Here is a 24047-nt window from a genome sequence, read left to right on the forward strand (position 1 = left end):
TTCCCGCCATGGCAAATCTCATCAATCTGACCGAAAACTCGCGCAAGCACCGGCATCCGGAGAAGCAATCGCGCCCGGATACGCCGTTGCTCCGCAAGCCAGACTGGATTCGCGTGAAAGCCCCGACATCGCAGGGCTACGCAGAAACGCGCCAGATCGTGAAATCAAAAGGCCTCGTTACAGTTTGCGAAGAGGCGGGCTGTCCGAACATTGGCGAATGTTGGGACAAGAAGCACGCCACTATGATGATCCTCGGCGAAATCTGCACGCGCGCCTGCAGCTTTTGCAATGTTTCCACCGGTAAGCCGCTCACACCAGGGCGAGTGGATGAAGATGAGCCGCGCCGAGTGGCTGAAGCAGTTGCTGAAATGGGACTGCAGCATGTCGTTATCACGTCAGTGGACCGCGATGACCTCACGGATGGCGGCGCAATGCATTTCGTCAACACGATCGAAGCGATTCGGGCCATGTCTCCCGGAACCACGATCGAAATACTGACGCCCGATTTCCTGCGCAAGGATGGCTGGGAGAACCGTGTCATTGATGCGAAGCCCGATGTGTTCAACCATAATCTTGAAACAGTTCCGCGTCTTTACCTCTCAATCCGCCCGGGTGCGCGCTACTTCCATTCATTGCGCCTGTTGGAGAAGGTGAAGGATCGTGATCCGACACAGTTTACCAAGTCTGGCCTGATGGTCGGCCTCGGCGAAACAAAAGAAGAAGTGATGCAGGTCATGGATGACATGCGTTCTGCCGGCATCGACTTCCTGACAATTGGTCAATACCTGCAGCCCACTCGGAAGCATGCCGCGATTGATCGCTATGTCCCGCCGGAAGAGTTCAAGGCGTACGAAGAAATTGCCCGCGCCAAAGGCTTCCTTATGGTTTCGGCGTCACCGCTGACCCGTTCCTCTCATCATGCGGGCGAAGACTTCGCGCGACTGCGCGCAGCGCGTGAAGCCAAACTGGCCACCGAAGCCGTCTAGGCGATGCCGCATTTCTCGAAATCGATTCATGTGCCGTATAGCGGTCAACAGGCGTTCGAACTGGTCTCGGACATCGCCGCTTATCCGGATTTCATAAAGTGGATCACGGCAATGCGCGTGTCTGAGATGCGCGTACAGCCCGACGCGAGCTTCACCTGCCTGGGAGAGGCAGCTGTAGGCTTCAAAGGTTTTGTCGAGCGTTTCACCACTCGGGTCGAGGCGGATCCTGCGCTGGGGCGCGTGGTTGCGTCCTTGGTGAAAGGTCCGTTTCGAAAGCTGAAAGCGGAGTGGGTGATTGAGGCGACAGATAGCGACGGGTCAGACATCTCGCTGTCCATAGACTACGATTTCCGAAATCCGTTGATAGGCATGCTGGCCGCGGCCAATCAGGAACTCGCAGTCAACAAGATCCTCGGAGCGTTTCTTTCTGAGGCGGAGCGACGCTACGGGGCCAAAGCCTAAGCGATTTGCATCTGTATTTGCCGCAAAGCACATTCCATCGCGGCGAGGCGTATCTGCTCGCGACCAATATCGCCGGTTTGCAGCATTTCATGTATGACGGCACGGTTTTCGCGAGCACAGGCCACATGGACGGTGCCGACGGGCTTCATGCGAGTGCCGCCGCCGGGGCCGGCGACGCCGGTTATGGCAACGGCAATGTTTGCGCGACTGGCTTCCAAGGCGCCTTCCGCCATCATTCGGGCAACCGGCTCTGATACGGCCCCGTAATCCGCCAAAACATCGCCAGCAATGCCCAGCATTTCTTCCTTGGCGCGGTTTGAGTAGGTCACAAAGCCGCGTTCAAAAACGGTCGAACTGCCGGGGATGTCTGTCAGCAAGCCTGCCAGCAGGCCACCAGTGCAGCTTTCAGCCGTGCAGATTCTGAGGCGTGATTGTGCGGCGTCATCGAGCACAAGCATGGCGAGATTGCGAAGTCGATCTGGAAACATAGACTGCAAGATAAGGGGTGTTCGCTGCGGCGTGAAGCGAAGATTACGAATTCAGTCACCTGACGTCGGGACGAGTGTGACGACTGCTTCCGCAGCGATCCCTTCGCGTCTTCCCGTGAAGCCAAGTGCTTCTGTCGTTGTGGCTTTCACGCTGACAGCATCGAGCGAAAGGTCGAGCAATTCCGCTGTTCGTTTGCGCATTGTCTCCCGGTGAGGTTTTACTTTTGGAGCTTCACAGATGATCGTTACGTCGCAATTTCCTATGGCAAAGCCGCGCTTTAAAGCCAGATTTTGCGCTTCTTTCAGGAACAGCCCGCTGTCTGCATCCTTCCACCGGTCTTCATTCGGGGGGAAATGATCTCCAATGTCACCTAACGCAGCCGCCCCCAAAATAGCGTCCGTCAAAGCATGCCATGCAGCGTCTGCGTCTGAATGCCCCTTAAGCTTGGCGGTGTGGGGAATTTTCACTCCGCAAAGAATGACATGGTCACCCGGTTCGAACGCGTGGACGTCAAAACCTTTTCCGATGCGAGGAAAGGCGAGGCGTGGCGTCATCATTCTTGAAACCATGTCGAAATCCTCCGGATAGGTGATTTTGTGCAGTCGATCGGAGCCTTTGACCAGTTTCACCGCGACGCCTTGGCGCTCTACAGCGGCCAGGTCATCGACGAGATCGTCCGCGGCTTCACTTAAGGCGTGAACAATTGCGCCGAAACGGAATGCTTGAGGTGTCTGAACCCGATAGAGATCGTCTCTCGATACAGATACCAAGTTCGTGTCTGACGCCCGTTTCAGAGCATCCTGTACTGGCAAAGCGGGCGCCGCTGCATCGTGTGTGGATAGAGCCTCCAACAGGTTATCGATAATCGCGTGAGTCAGGCCTGGCCGAGCGGCGTCATGGATCAACACAGCCGTATTTTCCGCAGGGTCCTTGATCGCCTGCAGGCCGTTGCGAACCGATTGTGTGCGCGTGTCGCCACCTGTCGCAAGTAGGCACCCATCTGAATGAAAGCCGTCTGGTACGTCAGGCCCGGTCACGATGATTACGTCATCGACGGCGGGATGGGACTGAAAAGCACGGATTGACCATTCGATGACGCGACGGCCATTGAGGTCACACCATTGCTTGGCGCGCTCACTTTCTGCCCGAGAGCCTTTGCCGGCGGCGACGATAATGGCGACGGTTCTATTCATGGGCGGGTTAATATGCGAGGGCGCCAGGGTTGGCTACTGGCGATTTCTATCAGCGCCGGTTGCAGCTGCTTGCATATTGTGCACTTGCGAAGTCATGAAAAAACGGAAAGATGGTCAAATGACCAATTTTCAGGCACCTAAAGTCTGGTTGGCTCCAATGTCAGGAGCAACAGATGCGCCAATGCGTCGACAGGCCGTCAGGTTTGGCGCGCCGGCTGTGGTGTCCGAAATGGTGGCAGGCGATATGCTGGCGATTGCTCGTCCGGATGTTGTGCGGCGCACATGTCGCCACGATGGCGATGGCCAGTGGATTGTCCAACTGGCTGCCAGTCGCCCTGAAGCGATGCAAACAGGGGCGCGGTTGCTTCGTGAAGCGGGCGTCGATGTGATTGATATTAATATGGGATGCCCCTCGCGGCAGGTGACAGGCGCGCAGTCTGGCTCAGCCTTGATGCGTGACGTGCCTCTGGCACTAGAAATCATACAGGCGGCTATCGATGGCGCGGGCGACCTGCCTGTGACCCTGAAGATGAGGCTTGGTTGGGACCATGACTCGCTCAATGCGCCAGACATTGCTCAATCAGCCGAGCATATGGGCGTCCGTATGTTGACGGTGCACGGGCGGACTCGATGCCAGTTCTATAAAGGCACTGCGGATTGGAAGCGCGTTTCTGACACTGTCGAGGCGGTGTCGCTACCGGTCATCGTCAATGGCGATATTTCTTCCTGTGATGATGCCAGGAAAGCTGTGACGGAATCTGGGGCGCACGGAGTGATGGTCGGGCGGGCGGCTATGGGCCAACCCTGGCTGCTCGGCCGGATTGCGGCTCACCTTGACGGAGAGACGTTTGAAGAGCCTGCATTGGAAGAGCAACTTGATAGTTTGCTCGAACAAATATCAGACAGCGTCGACCTCTACGGAGACTTTCTGGGAGTGCGCACAGTGCGCAAGCACGTGTCCGCGGCTATCGAGAGTGTGAATCTGCCGTTAACGGACGATGTCCGCCGGAAATTGCGATCTCAGCTGTGCCAGATCAATCATGCTGGCGACCTGCAATCTGCGCTCAGGCGCGTGTATCGCAAAACGTTCGAACTGGAGGCCGCGTAATGACGAGTGACGTAACGATGCCGGCGCCTCGTTTGGCAGATTTGTCTCCGATTGCGCTAATGCTGGTTGATGCCAGACGCAAAGTAGTCGAGGTCAACGCGGCAGCGGAAAGTCTACTTCAGCTCTCTCGTAGGGCTTTGAGAACCAAACCTTTGAGCGAGATTGTATACCACGACTCGCCTGTATTTGAGTTGCTGGATCGCGCCCAACGGACAGTTGGGGATATCACCGCGCCTGGCACGCCCATCAGCGGGCCGGGGCTCTTGTCTCGTCATATCTGTGATATCTGGGTAAGATCCACGGACGAAGGCGGCTTCATGATCGCTATGTGCGACGCTGCGACTCGAGACGTAAATGAATCCGCAGCGGGTGTTGCCGGGTTTGGCCGTATTCTCGGACATGAAGTGAAGAACCCGCTTGGGGGGATTATCGGCGCGGCGCAGTTGCTTGAAAGACAGTCCGTTGACGGTCAATCAGAACTTCTGGAGATCATCAAGGAAGAGGCGCGCCGTATTGAGCGTCTCGTAAACAGGCTGTCGGCCTTTGAGCTGTTTTCCGCGCCTCATATGGAGCCATTCAACATACATGCGCTGCTGGAGCGCGTGCTGGCGTCTGAAACTGCCGCCATGGGATCGAAGGTAGAATTCAAGAGAGATTTTGATCCATCGCTTCCGCCTGTGATCGGCGATTCAGACCACCTGCAACAAGCTTTCCAGAATTTGATTCGGAACGCTGCCGAGGCTGCTAGCGACGGTGGCGTCCCAGCGAAAGTTACTGTGCGTACATCTTACGCCGCAGGACTTTCGTTCCGCCAGGCAAGGCTAGGGGCCGGGCTTCGGCGCGCTATGCTTGTTTCTGTAGAAGACACCGGTAAGGGCATTCCGCGAAACCGGCAGAGCTCTATTTTCGAAGTCTTCCAGAGCAGCAAATCGGGCGCACGGGGACTTGGTCTGTCAATTGTGAAGGAAGTGGTCACCGCGCATGGCGGCCAAATACGCGTCGATAGCGTTCCCGGTTCGACGCGCTTTTCAGTTTTGTTACCCCTAGGAACAGGAGAAAGATCTGATGGCTGAGAAAACGATTCTGCTTGCAGAAGATGATGCCAGCATTCGTTTGATCGTGAATCAGACTTTGGTGTCTGCAGGTTACGAAGTTCGCGCAACAAGCTCACCAGAGGCTCTGGAGCGGTGGGTCCGCAATGGGGAAGGCGATGTTGTGGTGACAGACGTCTTCCTCGGTGACGCGTCGATCTTTGACTTGTTACCATCGTTGAAGCTGGCTCGCCCGGAGTTGCCTTTCATTGTGATGAGCGGCCAGAATACGATCCTGACGGCCGCGTCTGCTGCTCAACATGGCGCATTCGACTACCTTCCGAAGCCATTCGATATCGACACCCTATCAGGCTTGGTTCAGCGGGCGCTGAAATCACAGCCGAAGGGATCGAGCAAGGCGATCAACCCTGAATCCCAGAAGGCGATATCGGACGCCGGCCTGCCTCTGATCGGTCGCTCTGACGCAATGCAAGAAGTCTATCGGATCATTGCCAAGGTGATGAATACCGATTTGACCGTCCTGATCGAAGGCGAAAGCGGGACGGGTAAAGAACTTGCTGCGCGCGCAATCCACCAGTTGGGAGACGCGAAGAATGGACACTTCGTGGCTCTGGATTTGGCAGCGCTGCCAGCATCGGAGATTAACCGGCAGTTGTTCGGTGCCAACGGTGAGCAGGGGGCGGTCCATCAAAAAGGGGGAACTCTCTACCTAGATGAAATTGGCGACCTTCCAGCGGAGGCGCAAACCCAACTCGTGAAGTTGATGCGGGATTCCAGTGGTGCCCGGATCATCGCATCAACTCGTCGAAATTTGGGGCGTTTGGTGGATGATGGGAAGTTTCGTGAGGACCTTTACTACCGACTAAATGTTGTTCGGCTGACAATGCCGCCACTACGCTTGCGGAAGGAAGACATCCCCGAACTCGCACGCGCTTTCCTGATCCGCGCCCAACGGCAGGGCCTGGCGGCGAAAACACTGGACAAGTCCGCATTGGATTTGCTGACTGCCTATGACTGGCCTGGAAATGTGCGCGAATTGGAGAATCTTGTCCTTAGGCTCGCGGTACTCTGCCCGGATGAGACAGTCACCTTGAGGGATGTCGAACGTGAATTGCGCGCAGGTGCAAGCGAGCAGAAAGGCTCCAGCGCAGGATTTGAGAAAGACATGGAGACACTGTTGCACCGCTACATTATGGGCGATCTCATCGCCAATGGCGACAATGAGGAATCCAACGTCTACTCGAGCGTAATTGATCAGGTTGAGCGCCCACTCATTCGTTTGGCTCTGTCCGTGACAGCAGGCAACAAAGTGAAGGCGGCGCAGCTATTAGGCATGAACAGAAACACGTTAAGGGCCAAGATCAACGCGCTAGGCATTGCAGAAGACTGATTGACTGACACAACAACTGTGGCATTACTGCACCAGTGTTGCGATTCAGGCACGATTATGTGTTTGAAGTGCAATGGGCTTTTTAGCCGAGTGTAGAGCGGTAGTTTTTTGTCGAACGTGTTGAGTCAGCAAGCCTCCAAGGCAAGTTGGGCCCTTTTCGAAGGGCTGTTCATTATCGCTGCGCTTGTTGCCGTTTTTGCAACTTTTATTGCGATTTCAGGCGTAGACCCCGACAATCCGACCGCCGGTACAACGCCTTGGTTGCTGGGTCTGAACTTCGTCGTCGTCATCGTGCTCGCGACTATCGTGGTGCGCGAATACTTCGCTATTCAGTCAAACAGTGAGAGCGAGGGGCGTGGTCGTCTCGCTCGGCGGTTCGTTATGTTGTTTGGCTTTTCGGCACTGGTTCCCTCAGCGATCGTCGCTGTGTTTCTGGGTGCCATCTTCACACAGGGGCTCGACAACTGGCTTGGCGAGCGCGTCGACTCGGTGATGGAGAAGAACGCAGAGATTTTTCGCAACTATGTCGATAATTTCGAGACGACATTCGACGTAGATGTGCGATTGGCCGCTCTCGATGTCGAGAATTTTGCTCGAGATGTTGAGGCCAGTTTTGGAGATGGCGATGTCTCGCGTGCCTTGTCCGCAAATACCTCCGTAGCGTTTTCTGAAGGTTTGCGGTCTGAACTTGCCTTCAGGGACTTTCTTACCATTGCCATTCTAGGTGACGACGGGGTCGAATTGATTGCCGAGGAAAGCGTGCAGGACGCCATTCTGATCCCGCCGCCCGCAGCAGCTTTTGAGGAAGCTGACAGAGGTGAAATCGCAACGACGCTCTACGAAAATCGCGGCGTCGCCACCGCGCTCATCCACATTACCGAACCCCTGAACGGCTATATTTACGCGGTGAAGAATTTTGACCGCAATGCCGCGGTTCGCCTTCGTGAAGCGGAGGCCGAAATCATTCAGTACAATAATGCGAAGCGCCAGGGCGGGCGGCTCCAGACAATCTTTGCCATCGGATACGCGCAAATCGCTGCACTTGTTTTGTTATTGGCCGGGCGCTTGGGTCTTGAGGCTGCTGGTCGCGTTACCGGTCCAATCGGTCGACTTGCTATGGCGGCTCACACGGTCAGGGACGGCGACCTGACCGTTCGGGTGCCTGTTACCGGTGCAAAAGATGAAGTCTATGCTCTCAGCAAGTCGTTTAATGCGATGACGGAGCAATTGTCAGAGCAAAGAAGCGCCCTGATCCGAGCACGAGAAGATGAAGAAGATCGTCGCCATTTTGTTGAGACACTGCTTGCCGAGGTAAGTGCAGGCGTTATCCGGATGGATCCACACATGGTCGTAACGCTGGCGAACCGGTCGGCTGGAGACTTGCTGGGTGTTGACGAAATTCAGGAGGGCGCGTTTCTAGCAGATGTCGCACCTGACTTTGTTCAGTTTGCGAAAGACACACTTCAACAGGGGTCACCGGTTGATGCTTCAATCGATATAAACAGAAACGGTGCAATACGGCATTTCCGGCTGAAAACCGCACCCGACCCAGCTGGTGGTTGTGTGCTGACGTTTGATGACACAACTCGCCTTGTAAACGCGCAGCGGCAGTTGGCTTGGCGCGACGTGGCTCGAAGAATCGCTCACGAAATCCGTAATCCGTTGACACCCATTATGCTATCGACTGAGCGACTTCGGCGCCGGTATGCGAGTTCCATTGATGACACCGATGGTGTGTTCGACAGATGCATCGAGACAATCCTGCGCCAAGTAGGTGATATTGGCCGGATGGTAGAGGAGTTTTCGTCGTTTGCGCGAATGCCAAAACCCAACGCCAACAAGTTCGATATGAAGTCGGTTCTTGAGGCGACGAGTTTCTCACAAGGCATGGTGTCTCCCGATATCAAGGTCGTGTTTGAATCAGAAGCAGAGTCAGTCACGTATCTGGGAGACGAACGACTGATCGGCCAGGCCTTTGGAAACCTTCTCAAGAATGCGGCAGAAGCAATTGAGGGCATGCCGGAAGAAGCTGACGTGCAAGGGCACATTCGGGTGAGCCTGACAGAGTCCGAGAAAGGGCTAGACATCACGATCGAGGACAACGGGCCCGGATTTCCGGAGGATGTCAGGGATCGGCTGCTTGAACCCTATGTGACAACTCGTGAAAAAGGGACTGGTCTAGGCTTGGCGATTGTGAACCGAATTATCGTTGACCATGGCGGGTCGATATCCTTGCAGAACCGTCTGGATGGAATGCGCGGCGCCCGGGTTCGGGTCTGGTTACCGCATGATTCCCTGAAAGTTAGTGAAACGTTTGATGCCCAACACGACGACGAGTTGGACGAATTACCGGCCCCGGCCGGTTTGGTGTAGAGGAGCCCGACAGATGGCATTTGACATTCTAGTGGTAGACGACGAACCTGATATCCGAGAGCTGATTGCTGGCGTTCTCGGAGATGAGGGATATTCCGCCAGAACAGCTGACACGGCTGAACGCGCATTGGAAGAAGTTCGTGCACGAACACCTCGTCTGGTTATCCTCGACGTTTGGCTTCAGGGAAGTGGGATGGACGGTCTGTCGCTGTTGAAGTACCTGAAATCTATCGACCCCATTTTGCCGGTGATCGTTATTAGCGGACACGGCAATATTGAGACAGCGGTCGCAGCTATCCGGCGCGGCGCTTATGATTTCATTGAGAAGCCTTTCAAGACCGATCGGTTGCTTCATATGATCGAGCGGGCGATCGAATCTGCAGCTCTGAAATATGAAAATGCTGCCCTGAAGAACAGGGCGGGGGACAATGAGCAGTGGATAGGTGAAAGCCAGGCAGCCGGGACTTTGCGCGCTTCGATCGACAAGGTGGCACCGACAAACTCACGGGTCATGATAACGGGCCCAGCCGGTTCCGGCAAAGAACTCGCCGCCCGACTGATACACCGAAATTCTCAGAGGTCTGACGGCCCATTCGTAGTTGTGAACGCCGCCACGATTGCGCCGGAGCAAATGGAAGGCGCATTGTTTGGGGAGGAAGATTCTCAAGGCCGCACGACCCGTATTGGTTTGTTCGAGAAAGCTCATAACGGCACACTTCTTCTGGACGAAGTGGCTGACATGCCACTCGGCACACAGAACAAAATTCTGCGCGTTCTGACTGAACAACGTTTTCAGCGAGTAGGGGGCAAATCGGACGTCAGTGTCGATGTGCGCGTCATGTCGGCTTCAACAAAGGATATCCGTCAGGAAATTGCAGAAGGCCGCTTTCGTGAAGACCTGTTCTACAGGTTGAGCGTGGTTCCCTTGCGCGTTCCGTCTCTCGCCGAACGCCGCGATGATATTCGCGACCTGGTGGACTATTTCACCAACCGAATTGCCGATTCATCTGGACTAACACCGAGAGCATTTTCGGATGAAGCCATGGCCGTGCTTCAATCAATGGATTGGCCGGGCAACATCCGGCAGCTTCGAAATGTCGTTGAGCGCATCCTCATCCTTTCTCCGTCAGACGCAAGTCGCCCGGTCAGCGTCGATGAATTGCCGCGTGAGACATCGGTCGTGCCGGGAAATACGGGTAAAAGTGGCTCTGCTGAATTGGTTGGATTGTCGCTAAGAGATGCTCGCGAGCAGTTTGAGCGAGAGTATCTCGCGCTTCAGATCACGCGATTTAACGGAAACATTTCGCGGACGGCTGAATTTATCGGAATGGAACGCTCCGCCTTGCATAGAAAATTAAAGGCTTTAGGCGTTAACTCCAATCTTACTCGTCAGGACGGTTAGGGCCGTCAAAGGGCTGTAGACATGCATGTTCTGATATGCGGCGCGGGGCGCGTGGGGCACGGAATCGCGCGCCGCCTCGCACGCGAAAAGCACGATATTACCATCATTGATGAAAATCCCGACCTCGTCGATCAGGTTTCGACGGATCTGGATGTTCGTGGTGTCACAGGTCATGCGGCTCACCCGGATGTCCTCAAGAAAGCCGGCGCGGCGGACTGCGAAATGATCATCGCAGTGACCCATTTTGACGAGATCAACATGGTCATCTGCCAGATTGCCCACACCCTGTTCTCGGTACCTTACAAGATTGCTCGGGTGCGGGAGCAATCCTACATAGACCCGGCGTGGAAGAACGTATTCTCGCGCGAAGGCCTGCCCATAGACATGGTGATCTCGCCTGAAATGGAAGTTGGTGAGGCCATTCTTCAGCGCTTCAGAACGCCTGGCGCCGTTATGAGCGCGACGTTCGGGAAGGGACGCGTTCGGCTTATCGGTCTTGAGGTTGAGGACAGTAATCCACTTCTGGATACACCGGTCGATCAGCTCCGGGGATTGTTTCCAGACTTGTCCGCCCGAATTGTCGGCATCGGTCGGAAAGATTCTGTCAGGGCCCCCAGATCAAATGACGTGTTGAAGCCAGGAGACCGCGCTTACATTGCGGTGCTGGATGAACATGCCGAGCGGCTTACATCCATCTTCAACCGGGATTCCGAACAGTCTGGGCATGTTGTTATCGTTGGCGGGGGCAATGTCGGTCTCTACGTCGCTACAACGCTGGAACAGGAAGCGAAGAACCGCGTACGCTTGATCGAACACAATGCGAAGCGCGCCAACGACGTTGTCGCGGCAGTGAGGCGGACGATCGTCATTCAGGGGGACGGCCTGAACCCGGACATTCTGGCCGAAGCCGGGGCTCCAAAGGCAGACTTCGTTGTGGCGATCACAAACGACGACAAAGCGAATTTGTTGATATCAAATTTGGCCAAGCGAGCAGGTGCGAAGAGAACTTTGGCGCTTGTAAACGCTACAGAACTCGCCGGTTTGGCAAGAGACCTTCGTGTTGATGCTGTTCTGGACCCAAGGGCGCTGACCGTATCTCAAATCCTTTTGCGGATGCGACGCGGCCGTATCTTGGGGCTTCAGTCGATTGAAGACGGGAAGGCAGAAGTCGCTGAAGGCATTACACTTGAGTCGTCCTCATTGATCGGCAAGCCACTGGGCTATGATGATCTGCCCGAAGGCATGACGGCAGCCGCAATTATTCGTGGCAAGGAGGTTTTGATCGCCGGGCCCGATGTTATTGTTCAGGCAGAGGATCAATTGATAATCTTCTATGAAGAAGAGATGGTCAGGAAGGTTGAGAAGTATTTCCGGGTCAGCCCGGACTTCTTCTAGGTCATGAACTACGCATCGGTCGTTCGGGTTCTGGCGTTACTATTGATTGTCGTTGTGGTTGCAGCGATTCCCGCCATGTTCATGGCAATCGCCGCAAGGGAAACGAGTCAGATCTTTGCCTTTGGTACAATGGCATTGGCAATCATTGTCTTGGCGAGCAGCGTACTGCTTCTAACGCCGAAGCCTGAACGCAAGGCGAGGCCCTCAGATGCACTGGCAACAGTTATCTTGTGGTGGTTCATCACACCCGTTGCTACGTGCTTGCCCTTTATTCTGGGGGTTCAAAACGACAGCGTCATCAGCGCCATTCACGAGGCAACGGCCTGCTTGACCACCACCGGACAATCCGTGATTTCGGTGCAGGATAATCAGTGGCCAATCAGTCTGGTTGTTTGGCGGGGCATGCTGCATTTGTTAGGCGGTTTGGCGACGGTCGTTGCGGCGGCCAGTGTGCTGGCTGCACTTAATCTTGGTGGGCCAGGAATTCACCGAACCGTCTTGTTTACGGTTCCTGAAACAAGCTTTTTTGATGCAGTTCCACGCGTCGTTCGCATGGTTGCCATGCTCATGATTGTTTCGATCCTGCTATTGTTTTCAGGACTCGTTTTCATGGGTGTTCCAGCAGAGCGGGCCTTGGGCGACGCGATTAGCGCTCTGACCACGGGTCTTGTGCATCCTCAGGGAGTTATGCGCGCACCTCTTGATACCGGGCCATCCATTATCTTGGGCGTGGGATTGTTTGCGGGGGCCATGGGCCTCGCCCTGTGGTTACCTTTGCGCGATGGAAAACCCTTCAAAGCCATTTCCGATCCCGAAGTTTCCTTGTTCGTGGGATTGCTCATCGTTTTCATTTGTTTTGCACTGGCCTCAGACCTGAACGTCACGGAAGGGCTCTCCTGGGCGCTGTCCGCGCTATCGACGTCCGGTTTGTCCTTGTCTGACCCGGCCGACTACAATCGCATTCCACTACCAGTCCTGGTCTTGCCAGCGCTGATTGGAGGCTCTGCGCTGTCGGCTGCGGGCGGCGTCAAGCTTGCACGTTTTATCGTGCTGGCAAGGCGAGCAGGACAGGAGTTCAGACAGCTTGGCTACCGTCGATCCATTTTGCGCTTCACATTTCGAGACAGGGAACTCAACGAAAGAAGCGTCATCGGTGTTTGGGTGTACTTGATTGGATACATCTTGGCGATTTTCCTCACCATGGCGGCCTATTCGTTCATGGGCGAGGAATTTGTGCCATCAATTCGCCTCGCCATAGGAAGCCTGACGAACTCTGCGGCTGTCCTTGGGAGCTACCCCATGGATCTGTCTGGACCTGCGCAGGCTTTAACCATTTTTACCATGATTTTAGGGCGTTTGGAGGTTCTGGCCCTGATTCCAGCGCTTTCCCTCAGCTTTTGGCGGGGTTAACAGTTGTTCGCACTTGCACTTGCGCAGTAATCCCGTTAGCGCGACACATAACAAGAACAGGCCAGATTGGATTTCCGTCATGTCCGCCGACAAAAAACAGAACTTGCAAGATACTTTTCTCAACGCCGTCCGCAAATCACGTACGCCTCTGACCGTGTTTCTCGTCAATGGTGTCAAACTGCAGGGTGTTGTGACGTGGTTCGACAATTTCTGTGTGCTTCTGCGCGGTGACGGGCGGCCACCACAACTTGTGTACAAACACGCCATTTCCACAATTGCTCCGAGCGCTCCGGTACAATTGTTCGATGAGGAAATGGATGCGGACTAAACCGCTTTGACTGATAAGATGATCGACCGAACGCCGGCGCCTGAAGTGGCCGGTGCGATCATCCCGTGGTTCACACCTGCCAATAGGCCAACCGAAGACAGGCTGGAGGAGACATCGGGTCTCGTCGAGGCGCTGGGCTGTGATTTGGCATTCCTGCGGGCAGAGCATGTTAGGAAAGTTAACTCGTCTGTACTGCTTTCGGGCGGCATTCTTGAGCGTCTGGCTGACGACCTGAAACAGAATGATTGCACCATTGCGGTGATCGACGGCGACCTCACGCCCGTTCAGCAGCGCAATCTGGAGCGCAAGCTGGAAGTTAAAGTCATCGACCGGACGGGTCTGATCCTTGAAATTTTTGGATTGCGGGCGCGCACCAAAGAAGGGCGCTTGCAGGTCGAATTGGCTCGTCTGCTATACGAGCGGTCAAGACTTGTAAGAACCTGGACGCACCTTGAACGCCAGCGCGGTGGTGGAGGGTTCTTGTCGGGTCCCGGTGAAAGTCAGCTGGAAGCAGACCGCCGAATGCTGGACGACAAGATCTTGCGGCTAAGGCGCGATCTGGATGATGTGAAGCGAACCCGCGCCGTGCAGAGATCTGGACGCAAGAGAAGTGGCAAGCCGGTCATCGCATTGGTGGGGTACACGAATGCCGGCAAGTCGACGCTTTTTAACCGAATTTCGGGTGCCAACGTCTTCGCGCGGGACATGCCTTTCGCGACGCTCGATCCGACTATTCGCAGGTTTGATCTGCCGACTTTGGGGGAGGCGGCGCTGATTGACACGGTCGGATTCATTACTGATCTTCCCACCCATTTGATCGACAGCTTTCAGGCGACACTTGAAGAAGCCATGCAGGCAGATCTTCTGGTTCATGTTCGTGATCGGTCGAGCCCGTCTGATGTCGATCAGGCTGAAGATGTCATGATTGTGCTTGATCAGTTGGAAAAGGAAACAGGGCTGCCTTTGCCTCCCATGATTGAGGTCTGGAACAAGGCAGATCTTTTGACAGACGATAAAGCCGACGCGCTTTCATTCGCTGCGCGGGGGACGGTCGAAACTCCGGCGGTTCTGGTGTCAGCATTGACTGGCCGAGGTGTCGAAGAATTGCTGGATCTGATCGAGGCGGTTCTTCTCAAGGGCGCCTCCGAGATTCAGCTCGTTCTTGGCGCACAGGATGGACGCGCTCGGGCATGGTTGCACCAAAATGGCGAAGTAATATCTGAAAGCGCTCTTGAGACGGGTAATGTCGCCATGTCTGTTCGTCTTGCAAATGACCGACTGGGACAGTTCTACGCGCATTTTCCAGGCCTCAAGCCGGATTAGCGTTCGGCCTTTTTGACACGCTGCCAAAGCGCCTCCTGTTCATCGATCTCGAGGTCGGCGAAGCGCGTGCCTTCTGATTCCGCCAATGCCTCCATCGCCCGGAAACGTCGTTCAAACTTGGCATTTGCGCGCCTCAAGGCCTGCTCTGGATCAACATCGAGGCGTCGGCTCAGATTTGCTGTTACGAACAACAAATCACCAACCTCATCCTCAATCTTGTCCGCATCTCCGATATCGATGGCTTCACGAACCTCGTCTGCCTCTTCATCAAGCTTGTCGAAGATCTGCTGTGCGTCAGTCCAGTCAAAACCTACCCGTGCTGCTCGCTTCTGTAGCTTTTCTGCTCGCAACAGAGAGGGCAGTGCCAGAGCTACTCCGTCGAGCGCGCTGGGCGTGCCCTCCGGCTGAGACTTGCCGGCTCGTTCTTGGGCTTTGATAACCTCCCAGGCAACGACTTGCTGTTCTGCTGAGCGGCCCCCCTCTGGGCCAAACACGTGAGGGTGTCGACGGATCATTTTCGAGTTTATAGCTGCGACGACATCTTCAAATTCGAATTCACCCGTTTCCTGAGCCATCTGGCTATGGAAGACGACTTGAAACAACAAGTCGCCCAATTCTTCTTTGAGATCGCGCATGTCATTTCGATCAATTGCATCAGCTACCTCGTAAGCTTCCTCAATTGTGTAGGGCGCGATGGTGGAAAAGTTCTGTTCGATATCCCAAGGGCATCCGGATTCCGGGTTTCTCAGTTGCGCCATAATTTCCAGTAATCGAAGCATCGCGTCCGCTGGAGATGATTGTGAATTTCCATGATCAGTCATGGTTTCCCAGTAAACGGGTTCACCGCTCAAATCGACCGTTCGATTGACAACACCTCTAAGTCACGCGACGTGAGTTCATGCATGAGAATCTGACGCCCCATTTCGGCCAATGAGCACAGTATGAGTTCTCCCTCGCTCATTGGCGTCTTTGTGGACGGGAATCGCGCACATGCTTGGTCCTACGATGATGTGGGTGAAGTGCAGGCGTACATCGCCGTAGAGGCGCACCTCACGAACGACGCTTTGGACAATGTGTGCCATCTGAAACGGGCCTTGGGCGATTGGCTTATTGCCCAATCTCAAGAGAGCAAGATGGTCGTTTGTGGCGCAATGGGGGGGCGTGTCTCGACGAGCACTCCGCGTGTTCCTTTTGTACTTGACGACATTCGGCGACACCTCGTCAGCAATATGGATGTGTTGCTTGTGCCAAGCCTGATACAGAGTAACCCACCCGGATATGCCGAAGGTCTCGAAAGTCTGCTTTTTGGTATTGAGCAGTCAAATGGTTTGATTTGTGCGCCGCTAGCAATCACGGCTCATTTCACCTTGGAAGCAGGGCGTGTCACCGACGTGTCCTCTGAGCCTACTGCTGACTATTTGTCGGCGCTGTTGCGGAAAGAGCGGGAACAAACGGAGAGGCTACCGCCCCAACTCTTTTCAGAACGTGTTTTTGTTGATTGGGTCGAACGGTCTCTAAATACTGACAACACAGTTTCCACCCTTGCGGCGAGTGCGGCAATCCGAACAGGACAACTTGCCCCGGAACACTTCGAATGCGCGCTGAATGCACTGCTGATAGGCGCAGACATTGCCGCACATTACGACCCAGGCGATGATGTCATCCTCATAGCCGACGAGACGCGCCTGGAAATGTACGGTTTGGCTCTGGACGCATTCGGAGCTGACGTCTTGGAGTATTCAGCGAAAGACTGCATGAGCGACGCGCTGTGGGAAATTGCCGAGATTGCTGATTTGTTGTCAAACGAATCGATTCATCCCTGAATGAACTGATCTATTGTATCGAGGTTGTTCTAGCATGTTCATGACGCCGGAATGTGTTGCGCCAACGGGCTGTACGCTCGGCGAAGGACCGTTGTGGAGCCCCTCTGAAGGATTTCTTTGGTGGGTGGACATCAAAAGGGCAAAACTGCATCGCTACAATCCGCGGACGGGAAACACCCGTCGTTACGATTTGCCCATTCGGGCGAGTACGCTTGCACTCTTCGACGGCAACATTCTGATGGCGGGTGAGCGGGAAATTGGCATCTATGACCCGGCTACCGAAGCCTATGAGCGCCTGCGAACACTTGATGCCGAGCCCATCTCCAATCGAACGAATGATGGCGGTATCGCGCCAGATGGATCTTTCTGGTTCGGAACAATGGACGATGCTCAAAAGGTGGCTCAGGGCAATTACTACAGATACACATCTGATGGGAAACTTGAGCCCCTGAGACTACCCTCAGTGATGATCACCAATACCTTCCAGTTTTCACCTGATGGATCCGTTTTCTACACGTGTGATTCGGTGGAGCAGGAAGTTCTTTCATTCCAGCATGAAATAGGGACCGGGAAGGTCACCGATCGGAAGGTGCTGGCAAACACGTTTGAGTTATCAGGCTATCCTGACGGGTCAGCTGTCGATTCAGAAGGGTGTCTTTGGACGTGTCTATGGGATGCCTCTCGGATTGTTCGCCTAACCCCAGATGGGGAGATTGACCGAACGATCACCTTGGCAGCGCCGCGTCCTACAAGCCTGACGTTTGGTGATGAGGATTTGAAAACGCTTTTCATCACGACAGCACGTGCGGGCATGTCGTTTCCGCAACTTGATTCGCGGCCATTGTCGGGCAGTCTATTCGCCGTTCGAGTGGATGTCCCGGGACTGCCACCCAGAGAATTCGGCAAGGCAAGGGAGTGAGAAGTGCCCACTTGCGGGATTCATAACAGTTCCCACCTACGCTTGACGAAACCTAGAGTGCACTTAACCGTGGACGTGGCGGCCCAAAACCGCTAACTCCCCGCTTTTCAAGAGAGAGTCGGAATGGCCGATAAAGCGAAAAAGAAACGCGTAGGACCCATTACCTTCTTTCGGCAGGTTCGTGCCGAAGGGAACAAGGTGACGTGGACGTCCCGTCAAGAAACCATCCAAGCGACAATTTTCGTCGTGATTATGTCTATTCTGATTGCGCTTTTCCTATTCTTTGCGGATTTCGTCATTAATCTCGTCGTAAAGGCGATCACGGGCCTCTGAGTCAGGCGGTTCGTCAAACAATTACTAAGGAGCGCGCAGGCCTCATGGCTGAAGCCAAATGGTACATCGTCCACGCTTATTCCAACTTCGAGAAGAAGGTCGCATCGACAATTCTCGAGCAGGCTGAGCGGAAGGGACTGGCAGACCTCATTGAAGATATGCAGGTGCCGACCGAAGAAGTCGTTGAAGTCGCTCGCGGCAAAAAGAAAACCGTCGAACGTCGGTACTTCCCTGGATATGTGTTGATGAAGGCTGTGATGACGGATGATGTCTACCACCTCGTCAAAGATACGCCGAAAGTTTCTGGGTTCCTGGGCGCAGAGGGTGGCAAGAAACCGCTTCCAGTGCGCCAAAAGGAAGTTGATCGGATTCTCGGCACGTCCACCGATTCGGCTGCAGAACGTCCTCGCCCACAGATTTCCTTCGAAATTGGTGAGCAGGTTCAGGTCAATGATGGCCCATTCCAAGGCTTTGAAGGCTCGGTCGAAGAGATCGATGAAGAGAATGGTCGTCTGAAAGTTACCGTTTCCATTTTTGGTCGCGGAACACCAGTCGATCTGGAATTCGAACAGGTCGCCAAACTCTGATTTCGAGTTCGAATCATGGGAAGCGCAGTTGGTCTTCCGGGTTTCGCTTGAAACCTAGCAAATTGAGCGGTATTTCCCGCTCATCGTGCCGCCTTAGCTCAGTCGGTTAGAGCGCTAGATTGTGGATCTAGAGGTCCCCCGTTCGAACCGGGGAGGCGGTACCATTTTCCTCTATCCACTGCAGAGCGCGTTGTTATCCCGAGGAAAATTCTCTCAAATATTTGTGACATCCGCGCAATAATATGTTGCAAATGAGCAGCGGTGAATAAAAATGGCGTGATTGAAATGCACGTCGTCCTTAATAGGGCTCGCCGTACAGGCTAAATATGTTTATTCAGGAACCATTCGGGTTTTGACCCGTATGAACCTGCGGCCGAGGACAATCCCGTCATTCGGCACACAAAAGGGGATTGAGTATGAAGAAAACTCTTATGTGCGCGACAGCCGCGGCCGCATTTGCGTCTGCTGGCTTTGTTGCCCACGCTGAGGACGGGTGGTACGCCCGCGCCGACGCGACTTACGGTTTCGATGGTAAGCTTGACCACGATCCTGCTGAACAGGACGTGATCGGCACCATGGGTGGCGAATCCGATCCAGATGACATGATCGGTTTCGACCTGGGTTTGGGTTATGGCTTTGACAACGGCTTCCGCCTCGAAGGCGTGGGCGGTTACGGCGATGCCGAGCTCAGCGTTCCGGCTGCATCTTACAATGGTGCGCCAGCTGGTGCTTTCCCAGCTGCTGCAGGCAACCTGCAGACCATGGAACTGATGTTCAATGGTATTTACGATTTCAACCGTGAGGGTGCGCTCCAGCCATACGTTGGTTTGGGTGTTGGTGTCCTTCGCGCAAACGCCAAGGCGAACAACCTCGTTTTCACAAACGGTACGGATGTTTCCGCTGCGAACGGCTTTGGTGATAGCGACACTGGCTTTGCTTACCAGGGCCTGCTGGGGCTCGGTTACAAAGTTTCCGAAAAGCTGACGCTTGACCTTGGCTACCGCTACAAAGTTGCCGAAGACCTCGAATTCGGTGGCTACAACGGTGGCACGAACTATGACGCTGACTACACAGCTCATCTGGCGACAGTCGGTCTGCGGCTGAACTTCGGTGCGACGCCTCCGCCGCCACCGCCTCCGCCGCCGCCGCCTCCTCCGCCACCTCCGCCACCGCCGCCGCCACCACCACCACCTCCGCCGCCACCTCCAACGACGACGACGGATGCTCCGGAAGTTGTGTGCTCAAGCCTCAACCAGGAATTCGTGGTGTACTTCGAGTGGGATCGCGCGGACCTCACCAGCCAGGCTGCTGCTGTGATTGATCAGGCTGTTGCCAACATCAATGGCGAAGCAGGTTGTGCTCCGAACACGGTATCTATTGCTGGCCACACCGATACTTCCGGTGCGAGTGCCTACAACCAGCGTCTGTCTCAGCGTCGCGCAAACGTCGTTGCCAGCGCTCTTGCATCCCGTGGCATTGATTCCTCAATCATCACCGAGGAAGCAAAAGGTGAAACGGATCTGGCCAAAGCGACACGCGACGGTGTTCGTGAGCCTCTGAACCGCCGTTCGGAAGTTGTGATCACTGTTCAGTAATTGCTGACCATATGCTTGAAGACGGCCCGGCGATATCTGCCGGGCCGTTTTTGTTTGCGAGCGTGTTCAGAGCTCTTGCCCACTCTAGTTTCCTGTGAAACCAAGGGAACTATGGATACAATGAACACTCTTAGCCGAGACGATGAGGCGGCGCGTGAGCGTCTCGCCAGTGTCAGTCAGGACATGATCAATCGCACTTGCGAGTGGTCGGATATCAATACAGGCAGCTGGAACACTGAGGGACTGAAGCAATTTGCTCCGGTTCTCGCAGATGCATTTTCTGAGCTGCAAGCTGACGTCGAATTGATCCAGACGAATGGCTTCGAGGCTGTTACAGATTCCGGCAAAACCGAGATTCAACAGACGGGGCCGGTGATTCTGGTCACTGGACGACCTCGGGCAGCGGTTCAGATTATCCTCTCGGGTCATTATGACACCGTCTTCCCGAAGGGAACTTTTGAGGGTGTGACGGATATCGGCGACGGACGCCTCAACGGTCCTGGGCTTGCTGACATGAAGGGTGGCCTTTGTGTCATGCTCGAGGCGCTGAAGACTTTTGAAGCCGGACCACTTCGGGATCGTCTAGGTTATCAGATTGTCCTTACGCCAGACGAAGAGATAGGGAACTTTGCCAGCGCAGAATATCTGACTCGTGCAGCCCAGTCCGGCGCGATGATCGGAATGACATACGAGCCGGCCATGGAGACAGGTGCAATGTCAGGTGGCCGGAAAGGCTCCGCTGTATTCGACATCGTGCTGCACGGGAAAGCTGCTCATGCCGGGCGAGCCAAGGATGAGGGGCGGAGCGCGATCGAAGCTGCCGCCGAGCTTGTTCTAGGCCTTGAGGCGTTAAACGGTAAGCGGGATGGCGTCACCGTAAATGTTGGCTCAATAGACGGCGGGTCAGCAGTAAACATAGTACCCGATCTGGCAATTGTGAGGTTTGGCGCGCGCGCACCCGACGCTGAAAGCGCTGCTTGGGCCACGGAAGAGATCCGCAAGCTTTACGACCGGGCGGCTTCTCGCGACGGCATCCACGGCCATATGCATGGCGGGTTTTACCGTCCACCCAAGCCACGAAACGCTGCACAGCAGGCATTGTTTGATGCGGTGCACGCAACCGGGCAGGCGATTGGTTTGGATCTGGAATTTGTGGACACGGGCGGCGTATGTGAAGGAAACAATATCTTCGCCGCAGGTGTTCCGAATGTCGACACACTCGGAGTGCGCGGTGGACGGATTCATTCCAATGAAGAATTCGTCATTACAGAAAGCTTTTCGGAGCGTGCCACCCTGTCAGCGTTGCTCCTAAATAGATTGGCGGATGGCCGAATGGACGCCCGCAATATCAAGTCCTTGATGGGGCAATAGAATATGTCCGGCCCTTACATCATGCGACCGTCTCGACTGGATGATTTTCCCGCGTTGATGGAGCTCGCTGAATTATCTGGCGCCGGTTTCACTAGCTTGCCGGTTGATGAAGAAATATTGAGAGAGCGCCTGGAGAAATCGGAAAAGGCGTTTCGCGGTCAACTTGAACGGATCGAGTATGGCAAATACCTGCTTATGATGGAGGACACGTCGACGGGGGAAGTCGTTGGCTGTTCTGCGGTCAAAGCGGGTACGGGGATAGATCACCCATTCTTCAATTATCGTATTATTACATTATCTCAGGCGAGCCACGCTGCTGGCAACATGCGGTTCGACATGGACGCGTTGGTTCTTACCAACGAGTACGTTGGGTACACAGAAGTTGGAACGCTTTTTCTTAAAGCCAACCATCGCGGAGGGGGAGCGGGACGACTTGCCGCCCAATCACGCTATCTTCTTATGGCGACTGATCCGGACCGGTTTGGCGAAAAGGTTTTGGCTGAACTTCGCGGAGTGATTGATCAGAAGGGTGTGTCACCATTTTGGGAGTGCCTTGGTCGCCACTTTTTCCGGATGGACTTTGACGAAGCCGACAAGCTGTCGGCAACAACCGACAATCAGTTTATCTGCGACTTGATGCCGAAGTATCCGATTTACGTTGATCTTCTGCCACCTGAGGCTCGAGAAGTGATCGGACGATGCCATTCTGATGGTGTAGGTGCGTACAAGCTCCTGCAATGGGAAGGGTTCGAGTTCGATAGAACGGTCGACATTTTTGATGGCGGACCACTTGTCGCGGTGCAGAGACGCCACCTTCGCACCATCCGCGAGAGCAAACGCGTAAAACTCCAACTCGTTGATGACGCGTCAAACACCGAGTTTTCGCAAGGACTGATTTCAACCGACGTATTGTCAGATTTCCGGGTGAGCCAGGCGCAAATTCTGTTGAGAGATCAAGATACTGCGATGACAAGCCAGGACGTGTTTGATCGCCTGCAGTTGAAGCCAGGAGCTACCGTCCGCGTATGGGTAAGGAGCTAATTATGAGAGATTCTGTTCTTGTTGACGGACAATGGCGCACCGGCAATGGTTTGCCCTTTCAAAACTATTGCCCAGCGACGGGGGATGTCGTTTGGGACAGTGCGTCTGCTGACAAACAAGACGTAGAGGATGCCGTCGAAAGTGCTCAGGTAGCTTTTGCCGGCTGGTCTCGAGTGCCGCAGAATGAGCGCACCAGAATACTGCAGGCCTACGCCAGCGAACTCGAGACGCGCTCTGACCAGATAGCAGAAGCAATCAGCCGGGATATGGGCAAGGCGCTTTGGGAATCGCGCGCCGAGGCTGCTACAATGGTCGGCAAAGTTGCGGTATCCATAAAGGCTCAGAACGAACGGGCTGGAACCAAAGATCTGGATGCAGCTTTCGGATCAATGCATCTAACACATAGACCTCACGGAGTGATGGCGGTCTACGGTCCATTCAATTTTCCGGGTCATCTTCCGAATGGTCACATTGTTCCTGCGCTGCTGGCAGGAAATGTGTGTGTGTTCAAACCTTCCGAACTGGCTCCCGGCGTAGCCTCTATTATGGCAGATGCCTTCGACGCAGCAGGCTTGCCGCCCGGAGTGATGAACATTGTTCATGGGGGCAGAGATACGGGTGCGGCTCTTCTTCAGTCCAACATAAACGGAGTGTTATTTACCGGTTCTGCCAATACCGGCGTGTTCTTCCACAAGCATTTTGCTGGGCGCCCGGAAGTGATACTTGCGCTGGAAATGGGGGGGAATAATCCCTTGATCATCTGGGAGCCAGCAGATGTGGAGGCGGCTGCTGATATAGCCGCGCAGTCTGCTTTTCTCACGACAGGACAGCGCTGTTCATGCGCGCGCAGGGTAATCTTGCCGGAGGGCAGCTTTGGGGATGCTGTCATTGAGGCTATTGTCGCAAGAGCCAAAGCGCTGAGAATTGGTGCGTGGAATGAAGAAAATATCTTCATGGGGCCGCTTGTTTCGGAGCAAGCGGCAAGCAACGCGATCGAGTTTCAAACCATGATTTCAAAACTAGGCGGTAAAAGTTTGCGCCGTCTCAAACGAATGGACCGCGGAGGTGGCTTTGTCACCGCAGGGGTCATGGACGTGACAAATGCATCCGATATACCGGATGAAGAGTTGTTTGGCCCACTGATGCAAATCATCCGCGTTCCTGACTTCAACACCGCCATTCAGAGAGCCAATGCGACACGCTATGGATTGTCGGGGGGGGTGGTGAGTGACGATGACGCGCTTTGGGACAAGGCGCACAATGAAATGCGCGCAGGCATATTGAATCGAAATCGCCCCACCGCTGGTGCCAGTGGCGCCATGCCATTCGGCGGGCCCGGCTTGTCTGGAAACTTTCGGCCTGGAGCATACTATGCTGCCGATTACAGCGCATGGCCGCAGGCCAGCCAGGTAGCTCCGAAAGCAGAGCGAATGACAGCTCAGGGTTTTCCAAAGTAGAACTCAAACT

22 protein-coding genes and 1 tRNA gene are annotated in these 24047 nt (G+C 54.7%); 20 read left to right on the plus strand and 3 right to left on the minus strand.

Annotated elements, in window-relative coordinates; translation table 11 throughout:
• The first annotated feature begins 8 nt into the window (after window positions 1-8).
• Together lipA and HF931_RS12615 are read left to right on the plus strand one after the other, a co-directional pair.
• Window positions 9-986 carry a lipoyl synthase gene (gene lipA / locus HF931_RS12610; RefSeq protein WP_035555393.1) on the plus strand — a complete coding sequence of 326 codons (978 nt, stop codon included), beginning with the start codon at window positions 9-11 and terminating at the stop codon, window positions 984-986.
• A gap of 3 nt (window positions 987-989) precedes the next feature.
• Window positions 990-1448 carry a type II toxin-antitoxin system RatA family toxin gene (locus HF931_RS12615; RefSeq protein WP_035555214.1) on the plus strand — a complete coding sequence of 153 codons (459 nt, stop codon included), beginning with the start codon at window positions 990-992 and terminating at the stop codon, window positions 1446-1448.
• On the opposite strand, the gene HF931_RS12620 is transcribed toward HF931_RS12615, so the two are convergent.
• A complete protein-coding gene (locus tag HF931_RS12620) occupies window positions 1445-1936 on the minus strand; it encodes a CinA family protein (RefSeq protein ID WP_035555212.1) in 492 nt (163 codons plus the stop codon). The two genes, HF931_RS12615 and HF931_RS12620, sit on opposite strands and share 4 nt — an antisense overlap.
• 51 nt (window positions 1937-1987) lie before the next feature.
• On the minus strand, window positions 1988-3130 hold the full coding sequence (locus HF931_RS12625) for a bifunctional 2-C-methyl-D-erythritol 4-phosphate cytidylyltransferase/2-C-methyl-D-erythritol 2,4-cyclodiphosphate synthase (RefSeq protein ID WP_035555208.1): 1143 nt from the start codon (window positions 3128-3130) through the stop codon (window positions 1988-1990).
• A gap of 118 nt (window positions 3131-3248) precedes the next feature.
• Between HF931_RS12625 and HF931_RS12630 the strand changes: the two genes are divergently transcribed.
• The 9 genes from HF931_RS12630 (at window position 3249) to hflX (ending at window position 14911) form a co-directional block, all read left to right on the plus strand.
• Window positions 3249-4238: a tRNA dihydrouridine synthase gene (locus HF931_RS12630; protein WP_155842012.1), complete on the plus strand. Its 990-nt coding sequence runs from the start codon at window positions 3249-3251 to the stop codon at window positions 4236-4238.
• 17 nt (window positions 4239-4255) lie between these two features.
• Window positions 4256-5311, plus strand: coding sequence for a two-component system sensor histidine kinase NtrB (locus HF931_RS12635; protein ID WP_273243193.1), 1056 nt, complete (start codon window positions 4256-4258; stop codon window positions 5309-5311).
• Window positions 5304-6680, plus strand: a complete 1377-nt coding sequence (locus HF931_RS12640) for a sigma-54-dependent Fis family transcriptional regulator (RefSeq protein ID WP_035555200.1) — start codon at window positions 5304-5306, stop codon at window positions 6678-6680. Before HF931_RS12635 ends, HF931_RS12640 begins: the two co-directional genes overlap by 8 nt.
• A gap of 117 nt (window positions 6681-6797) precedes the next feature.
• Window positions 6798-9053 (plus strand): sensor histidine kinase, encoded by a 2256-nt coding sequence (locus HF931_RS12645; RefSeq protein ID WP_162176022.1) that lies wholly within the window; start codon window positions 6798-6800, stop codon window positions 9051-9053.
• 13 nt (window positions 9054-9066) lie between these two features.
• Complete coding sequence (ntrX, locus tag HF931_RS12650; RefSeq protein WP_035555197.1) at window positions 9067-10455, plus strand: nitrogen assimilation response regulator NtrX; 1389 nt, start codon at window positions 9067-9069, stop codon at window positions 10453-10455.
• 21 nt (window positions 10456-10476) lie between these two features.
• Complete coding sequence (trkA, locus tag HF931_RS12655) at window positions 10477-11850, plus strand: Trk system potassium transporter TrkA (protein ID WP_035555194.1); 1374 nt, start codon at window positions 10477-10479, stop codon at window positions 11848-11850.
• A gap of 3 nt (window positions 11851-11853) precedes the next feature.
• Complete coding sequence (locus HF931_RS12660; protein WP_035555191.1) at window positions 11854-13260, plus strand: potassium transporter TrkG; 1407 nt, start codon at window positions 11854-11856, stop codon at window positions 13258-13260.
• 79 nt (window positions 13261-13339) lie between these two features.
• Entirely contained in the window at window positions 13340-13588 is a 249-nt protein-coding gene (gene hfq / locus HF931_RS12665) for an RNA chaperone Hfq (RefSeq protein WP_034812840.1), read from the plus strand.
• 6 nt (window positions 13589-13594) lie between these two features.
• Window positions 13595-14911: a GTPase HflX gene (gene hflX / locus HF931_RS12670; protein ID WP_155842010.1), complete on the plus strand. Its 1317-nt coding sequence runs from the start codon at window positions 13595-13597 to the stop codon at window positions 14909-14911.
• Here hflX and mazG read toward each other — a convergent pair.
• Entirely contained in the window at window positions 14908-15732 is an 825-nt protein-coding gene (gene mazG / locus HF931_RS12675) for a nucleoside triphosphate pyrophosphohydrolase (protein ID WP_051602903.1), read from the minus strand. The genes hflX and mazG overlap by 4 nt on opposite strands.
• A 150-nt stretch (window positions 15733-15882) precedes the next feature.
• Between mazG and HF931_RS12680 the strand changes: the two genes are divergently transcribed.
• The 9 genes from HF931_RS12680 (at window position 15883) to astD (ending at window position 24037) form a co-directional block, all read left to right on the plus strand.
• On the plus strand, window positions 15883-16734 hold the full coding sequence (locus tag HF931_RS12680) for a 2-dehydro-3-deoxygalactonokinase (protein ID WP_273240389.1): 852 nt from the start codon (window positions 15883-15885) through the stop codon (window positions 16732-16734).
• A gap of 34 nt (window positions 16735-16768) precedes the next feature.
• Window positions 16769-17653, plus strand: a complete 885-nt coding sequence (locus HF931_RS12685; protein ID WP_051602902.1) for an SMP-30/gluconolactonase/LRE family protein — start codon at window positions 16769-16771, stop codon at window positions 17651-17653.
• Between the two features lie 123 nt (window positions 17654-17776).
• A complete protein-coding gene (secE, locus tag HF931_RS12690) occupies window positions 17777-17986 on the plus strand; it encodes a preprotein translocase subunit SecE (protein ID WP_035555179.1) in 210 nt (69 codons plus the stop codon).
• Between the two features lie 44 nt (window positions 17987-18030).
• Window positions 18031-18573, plus strand: coding sequence for a transcription termination/antitermination protein NusG (gene nusG, locus HF931_RS12695; protein WP_035555176.1), 543 nt, complete (start codon window positions 18031-18033; stop codon window positions 18571-18573).
• A gap of 87 nt (window positions 18574-18660) precedes the next feature.
• Window positions 18661-18737: transfer RNA gene (locus HF931_RS12700), tRNA-His, on the plus strand.
• 252 nt (window positions 18738-18989) lie between these two features.
• Window positions 18990-20168 carry an OmpA family protein gene (locus HF931_RS12705; RefSeq protein WP_035555173.1) on the plus strand — a complete coding sequence of 393 codons (1179 nt, stop codon included), beginning with the start codon at window positions 18990-18992 and terminating at the stop codon, window positions 20166-20168.
• 120 nt (window positions 20169-20288) lie between these two features.
• Window positions 20289-21539 (plus strand): hydrolase, encoded by a 1251-nt coding sequence (locus tag HF931_RS12710; RefSeq protein WP_035555384.1) that lies wholly within the window; start codon window positions 20289-20291, stop codon window positions 21537-21539.
• 57 nt (window positions 21540-21596) lie between these two features.
• Window positions 21597-22580 carry an arginine N-succinyltransferase gene (locus HF931_RS12715; RefSeq protein WP_241764250.1) on the plus strand — a complete coding sequence of 328 codons (984 nt, stop codon included), beginning with the start codon at window positions 21597-21599 and terminating at the stop codon, window positions 22578-22580.
• Window positions 22581-22582: 2 nt separating this feature from the next.
• Window positions 22583-24037, plus strand: coding sequence for a succinylglutamate-semialdehyde dehydrogenase (gene astD / locus HF931_RS12720; RefSeq protein WP_273240391.1), 1455 nt, complete (start codon window positions 22583-22585; stop codon window positions 24035-24037).
• Window positions 24038-24047: the final 10 nt, after the last annotated feature.

It is taken from the genome of Hyphomonas atlantica corrig. (genome assembly GCF_017795365.1).
Taxonomy (GTDB): Bacteria; Pseudomonadota; Alphaproteobacteria; order Caulobacterales; family Hyphomonadaceae; genus Hyphomonas; species Hyphomonas atlantica.